Origin of the sequence: Mastigocladopsis repens PCC 10914, assembly GCF_000315565.1 — a bacterium.
Classification (GTDB): domain Bacteria; phylum Cyanobacteriota; class Cyanobacteriia; order Cyanobacteriales; family Nostocaceae; genus Mastigocladopsis; species Mastigocladopsis repens.
On sequence record NZ_JH992900.1, the window covers coordinates 283,274 to 303,179 of the forward strand.

A 19,906-nucleotide genomic window follows, 5' to 3' on the forward strand; every position below is an offset into this window, starting at 1 on the left:
AATCGCTCATGCCTTGGACTTTAGAAATTAGTCCTAAAAGCAAGCAAAAATGGCACAAAAATGAACGATAAAAATAATCACACTTCTTCAGTAGAGATATCTAACAAGCAGAGTGAGGGGAGCAATCAACAGATACCGCAGCCACCAAAGGGTTGGCAACGCTTTCTGTGGTTGGGACCAAGTTTTTTGTGGATGCTCTCGGCAGCGGGTTCAGGAGAGTTGCTGTTTACACCTAGAATCGCGGCTCTCTACGGCTATTCTCTGCTGTGGGCGCTGCTTGCCGCTGTGATCCTCAAATGGTTTATTAACCGTGAGGTGGGTCGCTTTTCAGTTTGCACCGGCGCAACGATACTTGAAGGCTTCAAGCAAATTCCCGGTCCGAAAAACTGGGCAGTTTGGCTGATTTTGCTGCCGCAGGTGTTTGTAGCAATCTCTACTGTTGCGGGACTAGCAGGTGCAGCCGCCACAGCACTGATTTTAATGACAGGAGGAACTGTCCAGATGTGGACGGTGATTATCATCCTTGTGACGGCGGCGATCGTCCTTTTAGGGCAATACTCTGTAGTGGAAAAGATTTCCTCCTATGTGGGAATCGCTCGTACACTGGCAGTGGTGGCTGCTGCCATTTTTGTTTTTCCCAATATTGGACAACTGGCAGCAGGTATAGTCCCTCAAATTCCTAATAACGTACAATATCAGGAAATTCTGCCTTGGCTGGGTTTTATGCTGGCAGGAGCAGCAGGGTTGATGTGGTACTCCTATTGGGTGGAAGCTAAAGGATACGGCGCTGCTGGTATCAAGGGGCAAGAGGGGATCGACCCTAAGCAACTCAGTTCGGAGCAAAGAAAAAAGCTGCGTGGCTGGATTTCTCTAATGACCTTCTCCAACACCTTAGCGGTGGTTGGTGCGCTGTTGGCGGCGCTGTCTTTTCTGATTCTCGGTGGGGAGTTACTCCGCCCAGAAGGCTTGGTGCCAAAAGAAAATCAGGTTGCGGAAACACTGGGTAGTCTGCTGGGGAATTTGTGGGGACCGTTTGGCTTTTGGTTTATGGTGGCGATCGTTTTTATTACCTTCTGTAGCACCACGCTTTCAGTAGAAGATGGTTTTGGGCGGATGTTTGCTGATGGTACGCAGATTATTTTGCAAGGATTTGGCGTACGGGGTCGCTGGACGAATGAAAAGTTTTTACAGCGTGTCTACATTGTGGTCTTGCTAGCCATTCTACCAATTGCCGTCTACTTGTTCTTCGGTCAACCTGTGGGCTTGCTGCAAACAGCAGGAGCAATTGAAGCTGCTCACATCCCCATCGTCACCGGACTAACCCTCTATCTGAACTACAGGATGCTGCCCAAGGAATTGAGCCCGTCAAAGTTTACGTTTGGTGCAACGGCGATCGCGGGTATCTTTTTCGCGGGGTTTGCCATTATCTATTTGCTTCAGTTGCTTGGAGTTATGGGAACTGGCAAATAAAAGTTGACTGGCATAAGCATATGTTGCATTATCTGGGCGGCTTCTCGCTGTTTGCTTGGGTTTCCGTCTACTTTGCTTAAGTAAAACAATTTTCATTTTTTATTTTACTTGAATAGTAAAATATGAAAGAACTGCAAAATCAACGCACAGCTTTTGGACAACCAGGACTCGAACCCCGTTGGACTCAAGGCAATAAAGACGGTGTAGGAACAGCCTATGCCATCTCCAGTCGCATTTGGTTCACGCTCTCCAACGGCATTCTCAACGAAGTTTACTACCCCACCGTCGATAGCCCCCAAATCAGGAATCTCCAGTACCTAATCACCGATGGCGAAAGCTTTTTCCACGAAGAAAAGCACCATCTCCATACCAAAACTGAACGCATCGCCCCACAAGTCCTGGGATACCGCATTACCAATTCCGACCCCGAAGGACGCTACACCATTACCAAGGAAATCATTACTGACTCACGAGATTCATGCATTCTGCAACACACGCGCCTTACGGGTAATACGCAAATGTTGGCGATGCTCCGGCTCTACGTATTGTGTGCGCCGCAGTTGGGTATTGGTGGCTGGAATGACAGCGCTAAAGTGGTAGACGTTGCAGGAGTAAAAATTTTAACTGCTCACCAAGATGGTAATTGGTTGGCAATGGCAGCAACCGTTCCTTTCACTCGCACCTCCTGTGGCTACCTTGGTAAAAGTGACGGGTGGACGGACTTGGCAGATAACTTTCAGATGGACTGGGAGTTCCACCAAGCCCAAGGGGGAAACATTGCCCTCACAGCCGAAATTGATCCATCCAATAGCCAGGATTTTACCTTGGGACTGGCATTTGGGAATCGGCAACACGACGCAGTGACAACCGTTTTGCTGTCGTTGGATATTCCCTTTGAGCAAAAGCGATCGCGTTACATCAACCAATGGAAACGTGCTTGTGAAGACCGCTTACTCTTAGAGGAAATTTCTAGTGATGGTGGCAATTTGTATCATAGTAGCTTCAGTGTGCTACTGGCACACGAAGACAAAATCTATCCCGGTGCTATGATTGCATCTCTGTCTATCCCTTGGGGTGAGGCTCACGGCGATAGCCAGCAAGGGGGCTATCATCTGGTTTGGCCCCGCGACATGGTGAACAGCGTTACAGCACTGCTGGCTGCCGGACATACCCCAACCGCCCTAGAAGCATTGATTTATCTAGCTGCTAGCCAACGGGAAGATGGCGGCTTTGCCCAAAACTTCTGGATCGACGGCGAACCCTACTGGACGGGAATTCAGCTTGACCAAGTTGCCTTCCCCATCCTGCTAGCATGGCGACTGTATCAGCACAACGCCTTACGTCAATTTGACCCCTACCCAATGGTGATGCGGGCAACCAAATACTTAATTAATCACGATCCTGCCACCCAACAGGAGCGGTGGGAGGAAGCTAGTGGCTACTCGCCTTCAACTCTTGCCTCTAATATTGCAGCTCTGGTCTGTGCAGCAACATTTGCCCGTGAGCGCTCTGATGAGTCTACCGCTCAGTTTATCGAAGAGTACGCCGATTTTCTCGAAAGTCATTTAGAAGCGTGGACTGTAACAACTGAGGGAACCTTAGTTCCTGGAATTAATCGGCATTACATCCGCATCAACCCGGTGGATATTCATAACCCCCACCCAAATGAAGACCCTAACCAAGGAACGCTAACAATTACCAACCGTCCTCCCGGCTGTCAGTGGCAATTTTCGGCAAAAGAAATTGTTGATGCAGGCTTTCTGGAACTAGTACGTTATGGTATTCGCCAGCCTGATGACCCCGTGATTGTCGATTCTCTTAAGGTTGTGGATGCAGTTCTAAAGGTAGACACTCCCTTTGGTCCTTGCTGGCATCGTTACAACCATGACGGCTATGGGCAACGAGAAGATGGTGGCCCTTTCCTCAATGGGGGCAAGGGACGGGCGTGGCCTCTGTTAACTGGGGAGCGGGGACACTATGAGCTAGCCGCAGAGCATGATGTCCAGCCCTATATCCAGGCAATGGAAGCTTTTGCCTCTGACACCGGACTGCTGCCAGAACAAATCTGGGATGAGCCGGATCGTCCCGACGCTCACCTATACCTGGGACGACCTACGGGTTCAGCTATGCCTCTGGCATGGGCGCACGCTGAGTATATCATGTTGTTGCGGTCGGTGCGAGATGGGCAAGTGTTTGAACGGATACCAAAGGTTGCAGAGCGATATCAGGGCGATACGGATGCTCGCAAATCAACTGAGTTTCTAGAAATCTGGAAATTTAACCGTCAAATCCGTACAGTGAAGCGGGGATACACGCTGCGAATTCTCGCACTGGCTCCCTTCCAATTGCGTTGGTCAACCGATGACTGGCAAATGGTCAATGACACGGACTCAACGGCAACGGCGATTGAAATTGAGTTTGTGGATATCCCTATTGCCCCGAACCAACAATCCCCCATTCACTTCACCTTCTTCTGGACTGTTCCCAACCACTGGGAAAACCGCAACTATCAAATTGCCGTTGTTGGTTAACTGTAACTGAAGCTATTGTTATGACTCTCGCAACTAAATCACTTTCTAACCGCATTGCCGTAGTTTTCGACTTCGACGATACTCTTGTGCCGGATACTGTCGATAGTCTCCTCAACAGCTGCGGTATTGACGCTCTTCAATTTCGCGCCCAACGTATTCAACCACTGATAGATAGCGGTTGGGACAAGATTCTTGCCCGATTTTACGCTTTGATTGAGGAATCGCAGCGCCAAGATAACAAGATTACACAGGAATATATCACCAAGTTCGGTCAACAGTTAGTTCCCTTTGATGGTGTGCCAGAAATGTTCGACCACCTACAGCAACGTGCCCGTGAACTCAACCCAAAAGTGGAAGTTGAGTTTTACCTGATTACCTGCGGTATGGTGGAAATTGCCCGTCATAACTGCATTGCTCCAAATTTTAAAGCTATGTGGGGCTGCGAGTTCCATTATGGCAAAGACGGCGGAATTGAGTTTCTCAAGAAGATTGTTACCCACACTGAGAAAACCCCCTATCTGTTCCAACTGGCTAAAGGGATTGAGCATCATAAAGATGATGCTCAAACGTTTGTTTATCGGGATGTGCCACAGGAGGAATTACACGTCCCGCTGACGCAGGTGATTTATGTTGGAGATGGAGCGTCTGACATTCCCTGCTTTTCCTTGTTGAATCAAGAGCAGGGAGTAGCGATCGGCGTTTACAAAGACCGCACGCCCCAGGATTGGGGGCGGGAGTTAAGCATCACCCAAAGCCAGCGAGTAGTCAACCTGGCACCTGCTGACTATAGCGAAAATTCTGAACTGATGCAATCTCTGACGCTAGCGGTAGAAAGTATATGCAAACAGATTTCTCTGCATCAATTGAGCGTGGGTGAATAGAGAAATTTTGCAAGCGCAAATTTGAACTCAGGAGATTCGATTATGAATAACCCAATTGGACAAACAAGGTGGGCAATAGCTGAAGGTTACATCCCCGCTTACAGCAACGGACCCGAACCCCAGTTTACTAGCCATGAAACTGCCTGTCTACTAAATACTTCAGACCAAGATGCCCATGTGGAAATCACAATTTACTTTAGCGACAGGGAACCCATTGGTCCCTACCGCATCACCGTTCCTGCAAGACGCACCAAACACCTGCGCTTCAATGACCTGACTGACCCAGAACCTATTCCACGCGATACCGACTACGCCAGCGTCATCGAATCAGATGTGCCGATTGTCGTCCAACATACTAGACTTGATTCCAGACAGTCTGAGAATGCTTTACTCAGCACCATTGCCTACGCCAGCAGTCATTAGAAATACAGAACTATGCAAAATTTGTGGTATAAAAACGCAATTGTCTACTCTTTGGATGTCGAAACATTCATGGATTCAGACGGCGACGGGATAGGTGATTTCCAAGGACTGACCAAGTGTCTAGACCATCTGTCTGGACTAGGCATTACCTGTCTATGGCTGTTGCCATTTTATACCTCTCCCAATCGGGATAATGGCTATGACGTGATGGACTACTACAACATCGATCCAAAACTGGGGACGCTAGGAGACTTCGTAGAGTTCTTGCATCAAGCCAGCGAACGAGGTATTCGGGTGCTGATTGACCTAGTAGTTAATCATACCTCCAATCAGCATCCCTGGTTCCAAGCGGCTCGTGACAAAAATTCTAAGTACCGCGACTACTACGTCTGGTCAGACAATCCGCCCAAATCTGACCCAGAACTGCTCGCCTTCCCCCATGCAGAGGAGAGCATTTGGGAGTACGATGAACAGGCGGGGTCTTACTATCTGCATCACTTCTACAAAGAACAGCCAGACTTAAATATTGCTAACTCTGCGGTACGGGAAGAAATTCGTAAAATCATCGGCTTCTGGCTGCAACTTGGCGTGTCTGGCTTTCGCATAGATGCTGCCCCATTTTTGATTAACCCAATTGGAATCAAAGATCCAGAGTGTCCAGACTTGCAAAGCTTCCTGGCACAAATGCGAGAGTTTCTTTCATCGCGTCGTGCTGATGCGGTGCTGCTGGCAGAAGCAAATGTGGAGCCGGAGCAAATCCCTGTTTACTTTGGCAAGGGCGACAGAATGCACTTGCTGTTCAGCTTCCTGCTAAACCAATATATGTTTCTGGCTCTGGCGCGTCAAGAATCGGCAGCACTGCGTGACGGACTCAAGACATTACCCGATATTCCCCACATCTGTCAGTGGCTCAACTTTGTGCGTCACCATGACGAACTGACGCTTGATCGCATTAGTAAATCTGAACAACAAGAAATCTTCCAAGCGTTTGCTCCCGATAAGAATATGCAAATCTTTGGGCATGGCATTCGTCGTCGTCTACCACCAATGTTGGGGGGGGAACGCCGTCGGATAGAGCTCACCTACAGTTTGCTATTCAGCCTGCCAGGTACGCCTTTGCTACGCTATGGCGAAGAAATTGGCATGGGTGATGACTTGTCGCTTGAGGATCGAAACAGCGTCCGTACGGTAATGCAATGGTCAGATGAACCGAATGGTGGCTTCTCCACCGCTCCACCAGATGCCCTTGCTCGACCTGTCATCAAAGAAGGAGAGTACGGGTATAAACAAGTTAATGTTATTGCCCAACAACGCGATCCTAGCTCGTTAATTAACTGGATGGAACGCCTGATCCGTATCCGCAAGCAGTGCCCGGAGTTAGGTTGGGGCAAGTGCCATATTCTTGACACAGATAATAAGAGCGTTTTTGCTCACTGCTGCGAATGGGAAGGCAAGGCGGTGATTGCCCTCCATAATTTTGCTGATAGGGCGTGTATCGCTACGTTGCAATCAAGAGAGTACAAGCATTTGTTTGATTTGTTTGGCGATCGCCAGTATGAATCTCTCAACGACGATTGTTGCTCTATTCCATTAGAAGCATACGGCTATCGCTGGTTTCGGGTTAATCGTATGCGTTAGTAAATCATTTCCCTACCAAAATGCAATGATGGGAGAAATTCACATGGTAAAGATTGGTTATCACGCTTCCCACGAACAATTCAAGCCCAGCGAACTGCTCAAGTACGTCCAGATGGCAGAACAAGCAGGCTTCACCCATGCCTTATCTTCCGACCACTTCCACCCCTGGAGTGAACAGCAAGGACAAAGCGGCTTCGCCTGGTCATGGCTGGGTGCAGCGATGCAAGCCACGCCGACGCTTTCCTATCGCGTTGTCTGTGCTCCTGGTCAGCGGTATCATCCCGCTATTATCGCTCAAGCTGTGGCTACCTTGGCAGAAATGTTCCCCTACCGCTTCTGGTTAACTGTAGGTAGCGGTCAGGCGCTCAACGAACAGATCACCGGGGAGAAATGGCTCTGTAAGAGCGATCGCAACGCCCGCCTTAAGGAATGTGTCGATGTCATCCGTGCTCTTTGGGCAGGAGAGACAGTCACGCATCACGGTCAGGTGTGCATTGAAGAGGCGAAGCTATACACCCGTCCTCAAGTGCCACCCCCAATTATTGGTGCAGCCATTACACCCGAAACCGCAGAATGGCTTGGTAGCTGGGCAGATGGACTGATTACGATTTCTCGTCCACCCGAAAAACTTAAGGAAGTAGTTGATGCCTTTCGCCGGGGCGGTGGAGAAGGCAAACCCATGATTTTGAAAGTGCAGCTTTCTTATGACCGTGACGAGGAGACAGCGCGACAAAAAGCCCATGAGCAGTGGCGCAATAACATCTTTAAGAACATCGTAATGACCCAATTGCGAACTCCTCAGCAGTTTGATGCTGCTGGAATGTTTGTACAACCAAATGAACTATACAAACACGTCCGCATCTCGCCAGACCAAGAGCAGCATATCGAGTGGTTGCAAAAGGATATTGAATTGGGGTTTGATGAACTCATTCTGCATAACGTTAACCGAGAGCAGCAGCAGTTCATTGAGGTATTTGGCGAAAAGGTGTTGCCAGTGCTGACATAAAGCAGGTACCTGAGCTATTGTCCTAGAGCACTCTGATAAAACTCCATGCCTACTGTCGTTGATTGGTTGGCAGCAGGTGTTGGTGAGGCTGCTGTTTCAACCAATCCGTTGCAGAATACAGCATTTATATAATTCTATCCAAAGATAGAAATTTGCAAGTCTCAAGTCTAACTTATAACCCTGGTTAAGGTTTTATGATTGAAGTAATATATACATAAGAAAAGCTAAAAAATCCGCAATTTGAAAAGGTTTTCCAATCAAAAATTTTCAATATTTTGGTGTAGCTGCATAACTAAAAAACTGCCAAGGAAGACTTGCCTCTTTAGGTGTAGAACAATTTTTTCTCACTTCAAATAGCGATATGAGCTTTGTAGAAACTGATTTGATATTGATGGTTTCAACTTGAGGATAAATGCTTAAATGGTAAAAATCATCCAGAACAATTCTCTTCCAAAATTTGGGAAAAATGCACCTTGGTTGTGGCGTTCAAATTTCCAAGATGTCGCTTCAGCGCTCTCGGCTCTATCTCTACTAGAAGATGAAATGAATAAGCGCTATACAAAGCTTAAAGGTGCAAAGGTTTTGAATCTTGACAACTACAACAAAATAGCCGCTGAACCTATACTTCATATTGCTGTCGTGTTTAATAACAGCGTTGATTTGATGGGCGAGAAAGAACTGAGTTCCCTATTTGAATCTACTTGTAAGCGCATAGGAGAAATGGGCAGGGCAGTCGGAATCTACTTGATCTTAGGGCATCTTTGAAGGTCTGACTTTATCTTGTTTCTTCTTGTGCCCTACCTATAACCGTAAAGTTTTACGGAGCAGTGTTTATGAATAAACTCACTCACCTGAGCCAAAAAAGTATTGAGCTCGTGGAAACAATTTGGGTGACATTTTGGGTGAGGCTAGTGATTGTTTTTTTAGCCACTCTTTTGGCTGTATTGGCAAGTTCTGGCTCCGCGCTCAATCCCTGCTTTGGCTTTTTGTATGAAGAACCCTACAACCATAAAGTCTTGGCTCCTCAGACATACCCACCTAATGCTATGACTCAACAACTGCTTGTGCGAGCACAATCTCCCAATCAGCTCAATGAATGCTGGTATGGCAACGGCTCGTCCTATTCAATCGCCTCTTTTAGAAAATCGAAGTGACGCGATTCGCTTTGCGCCATCGCCCGTTTGCGTAGCGTGCCCGTATGCGCTTACGGCGGGAGATCCGCACCTATGCTTTAACTTTAGAGTATAAGCAAATATTAAGCGCTGTCCCTCATTGAAGCATAAGGAATGCAGTTTAGATTTATTCGAGCAAAATGTAATAGTATATATCAGCAAAAAAATGGAGTTTACTAGTGCTAGATTCCTTGTTTGAAGTTTTGAATAGCGATGGGAGATTACATATCGGCGCTCTAGGATTGACTTGGTTATTGGCTTTCATCAGTGGTGGCTTGTTTCTCCCTATACTGGGTTTACGTAGTATGAGTTTTGCACAATCACTAATAACTCGTTTCATTTCTTTGAAAGAAAGAGTTGCTTATCAAAAAGTTGTGAAGCCTTATGAAAACTGGCTGGGCGTTGCATTTTGTCTTTTACTTGCTGATATATTCGCAATTTTACTACCAGAATCTGATTGGTCTAGGCTGATAGAAATTCCCATCGGATTAGCTTTAACTATTACTGGCAGTTGGTTAGCTTCTCAAATTTTCAAGCAGTTTTTTGATTTCTATCTATTAGATGCAGCTATCAAAAGTGGGCGGAAAGTTAACAGTGAATTACTACTTCTTACTAAGTTACTTGCAAATATAATAATTGTAGTTGTCGCAACTATTATCTTTGCCGAAACTCATCAAATCAATATTTTTGGACTGGTAGCGAGTTTAGGGATTGGTGGTCTAGCAATAGCCTTTGCTGCCCAGAAGATATTGGAACAAGTATTAGGTGGTGTCGTTATTTATCTTGACCGTCCCTTTGTCATTGATGACTATATTGGCTTACCAGATGGAACTTTTGGTCGAGTTGAATCAATTGGCTTACGCTCTACCAAAATTCGCACCTCTGGTAAGGGCACACTAATAATTGTCCCTAACAGCTCACTCACCCAGGTTAACATTGAAAACTTTACTGGCGCTAAGAAGGTGATGGCAATTACTTATTTAAACTTCTATCGCGCCGTTCAGAATGAAGAACGAGCTTTGATTCGCCAGGTTATCCTTGAAAGTACCGTCGATATTTTTGGAATTGATACGCGCAGTACCGATGTTATTTTTAGAGATTTGCCAGAGCAAGTAGGGCAGTCTTCTAAGGTACAAACAGCAGAGCGAACGCAAGCACAAATTACCTTCTTTATTTTAGGTTCTGGTGAAGTTTCAATGGGACTGCGACGTCAACTCCTTGACCTTGCTAATCAAAGTATTACCCAGCGTTTAAAGGAATATGGTATCGCCTTTGATATTGACGAGCCAACTATCTATGTTGATTCTCCTATTACAATTTAAAACTCATTTATGAATTTTTCAGAAATTCTTCAAAATCTTATAGACTTTGAAGAAGTAGCTAAACCTATATTAATTAACTTTGGAATATTTCTACTATTTATACTGTTGTCTTTCCTAGTAGGAAGATATACACCTTTGCTTGTTAGGTTGCTTCTCAGGCAATTTTTTCCACAGCAACTGACTACAGTTTATGAAAAATTAATCTACCCAATTAGAAACTTATTTAAACTTGCTGGTACCTTAATCTTAATTTCTTTATCTTTAAATTGGATTAAGGAGTATCAACCAGTCTATAACTTTATTAATCCTTTTATTGATTTGGCAGTTATTATTAGTATAGCCTGGCTAGTCTCGCGTTTATTTCGTGAATTTCTCCTTGTTTATGGAATAGATTTACTCCGCAAGTTTGGTCGGGAAGTTGATGAACTACTACTAGTATTTGAGACTTTAGCAAATGTGATTATTGGCTTTTTTGCTGTGCTAGCTTTTGCCAAGAACCGATTTGATTTAATTGGTTTAGTAACGGGTTTAGGAATTGCGGGTGTGGCGGTTGCTTTTGCTGCTCAAAAGACTTTAGAGCAATTATTGGGAACTATCGTGTTGTATTTAGATCGCCCCTTTGTTCCTGGAGAATATATTCGTTTACAACGTTCTCAACAAATTCCAGAAGGTTTATTTGGTCGAGTCGAGTCCATTGGTTTACGCTCTACCAAGATTCGTACAGCGGCAAAAAGTACACTTTTTATTGTGCCAAATTCCATATTGGCAAATTTAGAAATTGAAAATATTACTAGAGGCAAGAAGGTGATGGTATTGCTGTACATCGACTTCTTGAAATTTCTGGAAGAGCGAGAGCAAGCACTGGTGCAACAAGTCATTGCTAATAGTACTAATTCATTATTTGGAATTGACCCAGGCAGTACCAATATTACTTTGACAGACGACTCTGAAAATCAAACAACCCATGCTAGAGTGACATTTTTTATATTAGGTTCGAGTGAAAATTCAATTCAACTAAGAAAGCGGTTATTGGAGTTAGCAAACGAGAAAATTTCTAAGCATCTTCACAATTATGGAATTGAATTTAGAATGCAAGAACCGACTATCTACGTAGAATCACCTGTCACGATCTGAAGCGACAATTAATGTAGGTGGTTTTGCTCGCTGCTACAAATACTTGACCAAAGGGATGGGGTGAATCTTAGACAAAGCTGGGCAACCTTGGTCAAACCGCCCACCCAATTAATTAGTTTTGTGTCCGGATTTGTCCGGATTGGGCGGTTTGACCGCCCTAATAAATCAACTTTCAACACCAACTCAAGGGTAAAGGTTGCCCGGCTTTGTCCAGGAAAAATGTAGCGGCATATCACCACTTGTAGGGCAGCCTTAACTAGATAGTTATTACATCTTTTAACCAAGGTAGCAGAAATTATGTTTGCAGTTGCAGAGCAATCAGTACTTAACTCTAATATTTTCCTATTATCTGCATTATGCGCTATCTGTTTAGCCATTATACATATGTTTTCCGGTAAACTGCGCTTTCTCAGAGCTACCCCGCGCAGTCGGTGGCTCTCTTTTGGTAGTGGCGTATCTGTTGCCTATGTGTTTATCCACATTTTGCCAGAATTGAGTGAAGCACAGGAAACCATTGAAAGCAGCCAGGAGATTGGGCTTGCCTTCTTGGAGCATCACGTCTATCTAGTCGCACTCTTAGGTATGGTGGTATTTTATGGACTGGAGCGAGTTGCCAGAGAGTCGCGTCAGCGCAACCAAAAGGCAGGTAAGCCAGATGTGACCTCTTCAGGTGTTTTCTGGATACACATCGCTTCTTTTGCTATTTATAATGCCCTGATTGGTTACTTGCTGCTCCACCGGGAGGAACAGGGTATCCAGAGTTTGTTTCTCTTTTTCTTCGCAATGGCGTTGCATTTCGTAGTCAACGATAACGGTTTGCGCGAGAACCATAAAGCAATTTATGACCACATAGGACGCTGGGTGTTAGCCGCAGCAATTATTGTCGGTTGGGTTGTAGGTAGCGCAACGGCAATCGATAGCCCAGCAGTTGCGCTTCTCTTTGCCTTTTTAGCCGGAGGCATTGTCCTCAACGTTCTTAAAGAAGAACTACCAGAAGAACGAGAAAGCTGCTTTTGGGCTTTTGCTCTAGGTGCTGGAGGCTATGCAAGCCTGCTGCTGGCTCTTTAACCCTCTTGTATCACTCTGAAAAAAGAAAAATCGAGGCTAAATAATGAAAGTCAGATTTGGTCAGGGAAGAACGCGATCACAAACCAATAGAAACCGGACAGGCGACTTTAGTTTTTTACCACAACATATGCAAATGCACAGGTTATTTGAACTAGTTCAATAACCATAATTATGGCTAAAACTCCAATCAAACCAGACACAAAAGAAGAACAAAAAGAACAACCACAAACTGTAATTCCAGATAATCTCGAACAGAGAAAGACGTTAGTATCAAAATTTGCCAACCCTGAATATAACGCTCCCATGAGCAATATTTGCATCTGTCAGATAATCAATCATATGGAGGCAGAAAAGGTTGGTTTGTTCGTCAAAGACAAATACTTAGGAGGCATCGATTGGCAAGGAGGCGAACCCACCCACAAGCACACCTTCTCCAGCGGTACTCCAGAAATGGGAATTCTCCTGCAATCACCCCGTATGCACATCCTCGATGTATCACCCCGGTATATCGAACAAAGGGACAATGGTGCGATTATCGGTATCTACGAGTACGGCGACGGGTATGATATGTACCAAGCTTTAGGGAAAGAAAAAGTAGTACTGCGACGGTTCTACCTCATTAACCTAGTAGATGAAAACAATAAAAATCTCCACAACAAACCAATCGCCTTATCAATCAAGGGAGTAGCCTCTTCTAGATTTGGTGAAGCTTACAAACAATTCCAACGCGATCTGGAGGTAGCGTTCGCCAGGTTTGCAGGCATACCCGTTGCTGAGAAATCCCAAGAATTCCACCGCCTTGGTATCTTTCAACCCACCTTCATACCATCACACGAACCCAAAGAAGCAACCAACCAACGCGACAAATCCTGGGTAGGAGTCAACGACTGCTACAAATCTCCCAACCCTGATGGTAGCAATTTCCTCGAATTCTTTTGCGAAGACAAAGAAGTTGAATTCCAAACAATCATGCAGGCTAATCCTGAATTTAGCCACCGCATTGGTAAAACCTCCGCCGTCGTCGCTACACATCACCAGCTAGCAGGTGTAAATACTACCGATATACCTGCATTACCTCCCTCAACAATCGAGGAACCGCCTTATTAAGCTCTAATTCTTAAAGGTGCTCGTGTGTCAACTAGCACCTTTACAAGTCATACGCGGACAAAATACAGGATGAAACTAACAACTACTCAATCTGTACTGGCAGAACTCTTAGAAACAGCCAAGAACGGCATATCCACAAGACCAGTAGACCCCATACTTGGAAGTCTGCTAATCGAAGCTTCGGATGAAGGCAGACTTACCGTCATTGGCACTGACCTGAATGTCAGTATCAAAACTACAGCAATAACTCATATTCTACAGGCAGGTGTAGTCGCCTTAAACGCCAAACTACTAGCCGACACGGTTAATAATTTAGGAAGCGGCGAATTGGATATTGAAGTAAGCGAACGTACCTGCGTTATCAGCCACAGTACGGGGAAATGTCGCATTGTAGGAGGAAATCCAGAAGATTTTCCAAGTATCCCAGAAACACAGAACTGCACTGAAATCACTATCCCTAGCAAAAAGCTACAAGCTGCCTTAGAAGCTTGTCTGTATTGCTGCAGCGCAGATGAAACCAAACTTATCCTCACAGGCGTACATTTCCAGTTACAAGGCGAAAATTGGAGTTGCGCCAGCACCGACGGACACCGCCTTGCGTTGGTATCCTCCAAGCTAGAGGGAAACTACTCGCCGATCTCATTCACAGTCCCTAGAAGAAGTCTCACCGAGTTGGGAAAAATCCTCTCGACAACAACTGAAAATAGCAGTTGTACCCTCAAGGTTGGAAACAACACTGTCCAGTTTATCTTGCCAAATGCTGAACTCACATCCAGGTTGTTAGAAGGAGAATTTCCCCATATTAACCACCTTATTCCTAAAAGCTTTGCTAACGAGTTAATCGTAGAACGCAAAGGAATGGAAATAATTCTTAAAAGAATCAGCCATTTCGCAGAGAAAAAACACAAAATTGTCAAAATCCTATGGGAAGTCAATGACCAACAGGCAACATTAATCACGGGTAATACTGATATTGGGGATGCGGTAGATTCTTTGCTTATCAAGACCCAAACCAGTCATAGAAGAAAATATCGGTATTGGGCTAAACAGCGGCTATCTACAAGAAGCACTCAAGCACATCTCAACCGATGAAATTGTATTCCGATTTAACAAGCCTCTCCAACCAGTCATCATTTCTCCTTTAGGTGGATTACTTGACCAAGTAACACTAATTATGCCCGTAGAGGTGCAAGATTTCGATAAACCAGAAGGTCTTGCCAAATATAAAACTGACACTTCAAAACCAGAAAATGAAAATGAAACAGCAGCAGAAAATACTACTGAAGTGGATAAACTTGCAGAGCGAGAAAAAGTATCCAATGAAACAACTAATGTGACAGACACACCCCAGTCTGATACACCTACCGCAAACAAATCAAAATCCCGCAAGCGCAAGCAAGAACTAAAACCAGAACCAGAAACAACAGCCGTATAAACCAAAAAGTATAGTCAGTCATAAAACTGGCTATACACAAATTCATCTGTAAAATCAAACACTCTCAAATATGTACACACCACTGCATCTCAAGTATCGCCCCCAGCAACTTTCACAAATCATTGGACAAGAACATATTGTACGCACTCTGGATAATGCAATACTCTCAGGAGGAAGTGGCACCACGAACGCACTCAGCAAGATTGCCCCAGCTTATCTATTTACCGGTCCCAAGGGTACAGGTAAAACCAGTACAGCCCGCATTCTCGCCAAATCCCTCAACTGTCAATCAACCCAAGAACCAACAACCAGACCCTGTGGCGAATGCAATTCTTGTCAGACTATTTCTCAGTCCTCATCCCTCGATGTAACCGAACTCGACGCCGCCAGTCACTCATACCAATTCACTAAAACTATGATACAGATAAAGAAGGAATAAATATCAACGAGCAAAGATGGCTGGAGTCACCAAAGTAGAAATATATGAGTCAGCAGAAGAATTACAGGAACTGCTGAGAAAACAAAAAATAGTATCAAGTCGTGAACGGATTCAAGCGTTGTATTTGCTGAAAATAGGTCATGTAAAAACAATACAGGATGTAGCGGTGGTGCTAGGGAGAGCAAGGGTAACGGTACAAAGATGGTTGAAGGACTATACCGAATCAGGAATAAAAGGTTTATTGTCAACGAAAAAGAGTCCAGGAAGACCGCCAATGATTAACTTACAAGCAAGAGAGCAGCTAGACAGAGAACTTCAACAGCCACAGGGATTTAAAAGTTATGAAGAAATACGAACTTGGTTAAAAGCAGTGGAAGGGATAGAAGCATCATATAAAGTAGTACACGACACAGTGCGCTATCAAATGAAAGCGAAGCTAAAAGTACCGCGAGCCGTAGGTGTCAAATACGATAGTGAAGCAGAATTGGAATTTAAAAAAAACTGCCACAATACCTAGAAGTAATTAAAAAACACATCATAGCACCAGTCGATAAACAAAAAAAAATTAGATATTGGTGTGGAAACGAAAGCCGTGTGGGGTTGAAGACTGAACCTGGGAGATTAATTACGACAAAAGGAGTCAAGCCCATCGGCATTATGCAATGGAAGCGGGATAATTTTTATTTATATGGATTAGTAGAACCATTAACTGGAGAGCATTTTATTTGGGAATTCTCTCATTTAAATACAGCTTGTTTCAATATTTTTTTAGAAAAATTCTCAGAGACTTATTCTCAAGATATACATATTCTTCAGTTAGATAATGGAGCGTTTCATTTTAGTCAGCATCTCAAACTACCAGAAAATATAGTTTTGTTATTTCAGCCTCCGCATACACCTCAAGTTAATCCAATTGAAAGATTGTGGGAGGAGGTTAAAAGGCATTTAACTTGGGAAAGCTTCTCAACTTTAGATGAATTAAGAGAATTTATTTGGAAGCGATTGGAACAATTAAACACATCAATCGTTGCTTCTATTACAGGTTGGGATTTTATTCTTGATGCTTTATTTGTATCAGGCTTTTCGTGAAATGGTATCAGGAGTAGATAACATTCGCGAGATAGTCTCTAACCTTCAACTTAAACCAATCGAGAGTAGGTGCAAAATTTTAATAGTAGATGAATGTCATGCCCTTTCCCAGCAATCCTGGCAAGCATTACTCAAAACAGTAGAACAACCACCAGCCCATGTTGTGTTCATCTTCTGTACCACCGAGGTACACAAGGTTCCAGAAACTATCATCTCCCGCTGCCAAAAGTTTGACTTTAGAAGAGTTTCTCTCTCACTAGTTGTAGATTACCTGGAAAAAGTTGCCCACCAAGAAAGTATAAATATCACTCCTACAGCATTAACTGTGATCGCTAAAGCTTGCCACGGACACCTACGCGACTCACTCAAACTCCTAGACCAACTAACCTTATTGGAAGAAGGGGAAATCACTCCCAACTGGGTATGGGAACTATCAGGTACTATTCCCGAACACGATTTAGTCACTTTCTGTGAAAATATCAGCAAGGGGGAAATTACAGGCAATTTAGGCATTCTTCAAGATTGGACGAAATATGGCAAGCACCCCATCACCATCCACACTAGTCTTGTCAGCTTTCTAAAAGACCTACTTATCTGCAAAATCAACCCCAATGGCAGAAATCTCACTCTTCTAGAGGAGGACACTTGGAAGGAACTTACAACCATCTCCAAATCGTGGAGTATTAACCACATTCACTCGGCGATCGCACTCCTAATGGCACGCCAAAATCTCATGCGAGATGAAAGCGCACACTTATGGTTGGAAGCCACCTTTATCGAGATAGTTCCAACCACAAAGAGTAATTACCAACCCTGGAAGGATTGGAAAACTGCTCAGGATGCGATTAACTGGGCTAAAGAGCAATTACCCCATGTATCACAAGCGCAGTTGCAGGAACACTGGCAGAAGCTTACACCCATTAATGGAAAAAAGGCTCCAGCATGGGTACAACTAGTAGAAAAGCTTCAAACTGATTCTCAATTACAAACTGCTTGACACTCCCACGGCTGCGAAACTTATGCGCGCTTGGCGCACGCTACGCGAACGCAAGCGGACGTTTCACAAAAAGCCGTGGGATTCTTGACTCATAGGGGTTCTAGTGAACTTACCCTCATCAAGCATCTTGACCGTCTGCCCGACGGGTGCACACCCTCTATTGAGGACGACTTGAGCAGCTGCAACATCTCTATCCGTTGTGTAGCCGCAGTTCTTGCAAACATGAACACGTTCTGACAAGTCTTTTTTACCCGTCTGGGTTCCGCAGTTAGGGCAAATTTGACTTGTTTTTCTGCTATCAACTTTCTGGAAATATACCCCACGTTTGAAGCAACACTGTTTAAGGATTTGAAAAAATTGACCCCATCCAGCATCCAAACAATGCTTACCCAACATCCCTCTAGACAAACCAACCAAGTTTAAATCCTCAACAAATATTGTCTTGGCTTGATTGCAAAGTAGGTGAGCAACCTTCCAGTGAAAGTCTTTACGAGTATTAGCAATATGTTCATGCAGTTTTTGCACCTTGCCTTGAGCCTTGCGCCAATTGTTAGACCCTAACTTTTTGCGACTAACTCGTTGTTGCAGCAATCTAAGCTTGCATTGGAGATCTACAAAAAATTTAGGACACTTGACACAAAGACCATTGGAAGCAGCAATAAAACTCATTAATCCTACATCCACCCCTAATGCTTGTGTATGAGGCACAGGTTGGGGAACAGACACATTCCATTGCAGCGTTAGCATCACATACCAACCAGATGAGCGTTTAACAATTCGTGCTTGCTTGACAACTGCATCTGTTGGAATATCTCGCGATTGCCGAAACCTAACCCATCCAATAACAGGAAGTTTGACAAACCCACGCTTGAATGGTTCTTTCCCTAATTGTGGAAATACAAAAGAGCGAAGTTGCCCTACTTTCTTAAAACGCGGGAACCCAAAATTTCGCTCCCACATGAACGTGAAAGCATTCTCAAGCCTCTTCAATGTTTGCTGTAATACTTGAGATTGAACACGTTTCAAGTCTGGGTATTGCTCTTTTGCGGCAGTCAATGACTTGCACTGAGTAGCAAAAGTAGGACGAGGCGTGTCTGCTGAAATTATGTATTCAGAACGCAATGAACAAGCATTAACTTGACATGAGCGCGACTTGTACCAGTCTTTGCGTTCAGCAAGAGCATAATTATAAACTTTGCGATTAATTTCTAACCAATCTTGAAAAGTCTCTATTTGTTGCTTAGTAGGTTGTAGTCGAAACTCGTAGGTCAAAGAAAACACTTGTCATCACCTCCTTTTGGTTAATCTTAACTTAGCCATGTGGCTAAGTTAAGATTTAACTAGGCAGTTAAATAATTGGCACAATGAAAACTTGACTCCACCTAAAGGTGCAACGCATTCATCCCTGCCGAAGGCGTAGGGCTTTCTGCTATTAACTCTGTAAAGTTTCATTACCACCACATCAGCATACGCCCTCCGGGTTGGAAATCAAATAGTCAAGTAAATATACTTTCAAAAATAAATTTAGCATTTATAATTCGTAAAGTTTGAAATTTATGAGTTATAACCCTAGAAATTTTATTACTAAGTTTGGTAATAAAATTATAGTTGATGAGGAAAAACTCGACATAGTCTGGGAAGATACCACTCCTATACCCCAGTGGCAACCTACAGTAAATATTTCGACCTACTCTAGTCTCAAAACTCTGGTAGTTGATATTGAAACAGCAGGAATAAACCCAAGAGAGAATCGCATCTATGCAATTGGCTGTATGAGCGAAATGGGGAAAGTCACCATTTTTATGGATATCTCCGAAAGCAAAATTCTCATCTCGTTTCTCAAACATCTAGAAACAAGCAAACTAGACGTAATTTATACCTACAACGGAACTGAGTTTGACCTACCGTTTATTATTACGCGCTGCGAATTACATGGCATCGCTCATCCCTTTAGAATTGCATCTAGAACACGCACTATCCGAACTGCCCAGGTACGTGGTACACCACTAATACCAATTCACTAAAACTATGATACAGATAAAGAAGGAATAAATATCAACGAGCAAAGATGGCTGGAGTCACCAAAGTAGAAATATATGGAGTCAGCAGAAGAATTACAGGAACTGCTGAGAAAACAAAAAATAGTATCAAGTCGTGAACGGATTCAAGCGTTGTATTTGCTGAAAATAGGTCA

The 19,906-nt window shown here is 44.1% G+C and carries 19 protein-coding genes and 1 pseudogene; 19 read left to right on the plus strand and 1 reads right to left on the minus strand.

Annotated features, from left to right (window positions below; translation table 11 throughout):
- Window positions 1–60: 60 nt before the first annotated feature.
- From MAS10914_RS0101560 to dnaX, 18 genes and pseudogenes are all read left to right on the plus strand, one after another.
- The gene (locus MAS10914_RS0101560; protein ID WP_017314149.1) at window positions 61–1,470 is read left to right on the plus strand and encodes an Nramp family divalent metal transporter; all 1,410 of its coding nucleotides are present in this window, start codon (window positions 61–63) and stop codon (window positions 1,468–1,470) included.
- A 122-nt stretch (window positions 1,471–1,592) separates the two neighbouring features.
- Window positions 1,593–4,001, plus strand: a complete 2,409-nt coding sequence (locus MAS10914_RS0101565) for a glycoside hydrolase family 15 protein (RefSeq protein WP_017314150.1) — start codon at window positions 1,593–1,595, stop codon at window positions 3,999–4,001.
- 20 nt (window positions 4,002–4,021) lie between these two features.
- Window positions 4,022–4,882 carry an HAD family hydrolase gene (locus MAS10914_RS0101570; protein ID WP_017314151.1) on the plus strand — a complete coding sequence of 287 codons (861 nt, stop codon included), beginning with the start codon at window positions 4,022–4,024 and terminating at the stop codon, window positions 4,880–4,882.
- Window positions 4,883–4,924: 42 nt separating this feature from the next.
- The gene (locus tag MAS10914_RS0101575) at window positions 4,925–5,305 is read left to right on the plus strand and encodes a sensory rhodopsin transducer (protein ID WP_017314152.1); all 381 of its coding nucleotides are present in this window, start codon (window positions 4,925–4,927) and stop codon (window positions 5,303–5,305) included.
- A 12-nt stretch (window positions 5,306–5,317) separates the two neighbouring features.
- Window positions 5,318–6,943 (plus strand): alpha-amylase family protein, encoded by a 1,626-nt coding sequence (locus MAS10914_RS0101580; protein WP_017314153.1) that lies wholly within the window; start codon window positions 5,318–5,320, stop codon window positions 6,941–6,943.
- Between the two features lie 43 nt (window positions 6,944–6,986).
- Window positions 6,987–7,949 carry a TIGR03885 family FMN-dependent LLM class oxidoreductase gene (locus MAS10914_RS0101585; RefSeq protein WP_017314154.1) on the plus strand — a complete coding sequence of 321 codons (963 nt, stop codon included), beginning with the start codon at window positions 6,987–6,989 and terminating at the stop codon, window positions 7,947–7,949.
- A gap of 420 nt (window positions 7,950–8,369) precedes the next feature.
- Window positions 8,370–8,714 (plus strand): hypothetical protein, encoded by a 345-nt coding sequence (locus tag MAS10914_RS0101590; protein ID WP_017314155.1) that lies wholly within the window; start codon window positions 8,370–8,372, stop codon window positions 8,712–8,714.
- Window positions 8,715–8,782: 68 nt separating this feature from the next.
- Complete coding sequence (locus MAS10914_RS0101595; protein WP_017314156.1) at window positions 8,783–9,103, plus strand: hypothetical protein; 321 nt, start codon at window positions 8,783–8,785, stop codon at window positions 9,101–9,103.
- Between the two features lie 197 nt (window positions 9,104–9,300).
- A complete protein-coding gene (locus tag MAS10914_RS0101600; RefSeq protein WP_017314157.1) occupies window positions 9,301–10,443 on the plus strand; it encodes a mechanosensitive ion channel family protein in 1,143 nt (380 codons plus the stop codon).
- A gap of 9 nt (window positions 10,444–10,452) precedes the next feature.
- Window positions 10,453–11,577 (plus strand): mechanosensitive ion channel family protein, encoded by a 1,125-nt coding sequence (locus MAS10914_RS0101605; protein WP_017314158.1) that lies wholly within the window; start codon window positions 10,453–10,455, stop codon window positions 11,575–11,577.
- Between the two features lie 297 nt (window positions 11,578–11,874).
- Window positions 11,875–12,645 (plus strand): ZIP family transporter, encoded by a 771-nt coding sequence (locus MAS10914_RS0101610; RefSeq protein WP_017314159.1) that lies wholly within the window; start codon window positions 11,875–11,877, stop codon window positions 12,643–12,645.
- 171 nt (window positions 12,646–12,816) lie between these two features.
- Complete coding sequence (locus tag MAS10914_RS0101615; RefSeq protein ID WP_017314160.1) at window positions 12,817–13,752, plus strand: DUF5895 domain-containing protein; 936 nt, start codon at window positions 12,817–12,819, stop codon at window positions 13,750–13,752.
- Between the two features lie 69 nt (window positions 13,753–13,821).
- Entirely contained in the window at window positions 13,822–14,844 is a 1,023-nt protein-coding gene (dnaN, locus tag MAS10914_RS31400) for a DNA polymerase III subunit beta (RefSeq protein WP_051151108.1), read from the plus strand.
- 82 nt (window positions 14,845–14,926) lie between these two features.
- Window positions 14,927–15,187 carry a hypothetical protein gene (locus tag MAS10914_RS35235; RefSeq protein WP_017314161.1) on the plus strand — a complete coding sequence of 87 codons (261 nt, stop codon included), beginning with the start codon at window positions 14,927–14,929 and terminating at the stop codon, window positions 15,185–15,187.
- Between the two features lie 70 nt (window positions 15,188–15,257).
- Window positions 15,258–15,584: pseudogene (locus tag MAS10914_RS0101625) on the plus strand (AAA family ATPase); the annotation flags it as partial.
- Window positions 15,585–15,642: 58 nt separating this feature from the next.
- Entirely contained in the window at window positions 15,643–16,143 is a 501-nt protein-coding gene (locus MAS10914_RS0101630) for a helix-turn-helix domain-containing protein (RefSeq protein ID WP_017314015.1), read from the plus strand.
- A gap of 47 nt (window positions 16,144–16,190) precedes the next feature.
- Window positions 16,191–16,715, plus strand: coding sequence for an IS630 family transposase (locus tag MAS10914_RS0101635; protein WP_033364704.1), 525 nt, complete (start codon window positions 16,191–16,193; stop codon window positions 16,713–16,715).
- On the plus strand, window positions 16,687–17,712 hold the full coding sequence (gene dnaX, locus MAS10914_RS29315; RefSeq protein ID WP_232224086.1) for a DNA polymerase III subunit gamma/tau: 1,026 nt from the start codon (window positions 16,687–16,689) through the stop codon (window positions 17,710–17,712). Before MAS10914_RS0101635 ends, dnaX begins: the two co-directional genes overlap by 29 nt.
- 63 nt (window positions 17,713–17,775) lie before the next feature.
- Here dnaX and MAS10914_RS0101645 read toward each other — a convergent pair whose 3' ends face one another.
- Complete coding sequence (locus MAS10914_RS0101645; protein ID WP_017314162.1) at window positions 17,776–18,993, minus strand: RNA-guided endonuclease InsQ/TnpB family protein; 1,218 nt, start codon at window positions 18,991–18,993, stop codon at window positions 17,776–17,778.
- Between the two features lie 275 nt (window positions 18,994–19,268).
- Between MAS10914_RS0101645 and MAS10914_RS0101650 the strand changes: the two genes are divergently transcribed.
- The gene (locus MAS10914_RS0101650) at window positions 19,269–19,736 is read left to right on the plus strand and encodes a 3'-5' exonuclease (protein WP_017314163.1); all 468 of its coding nucleotides are present in this window, start codon (window positions 19,269–19,271) and stop codon (window positions 19,734–19,736) included.
- The last annotated feature ends 170 nt before the right edge of the window (window positions 19,737–19,906 follow it).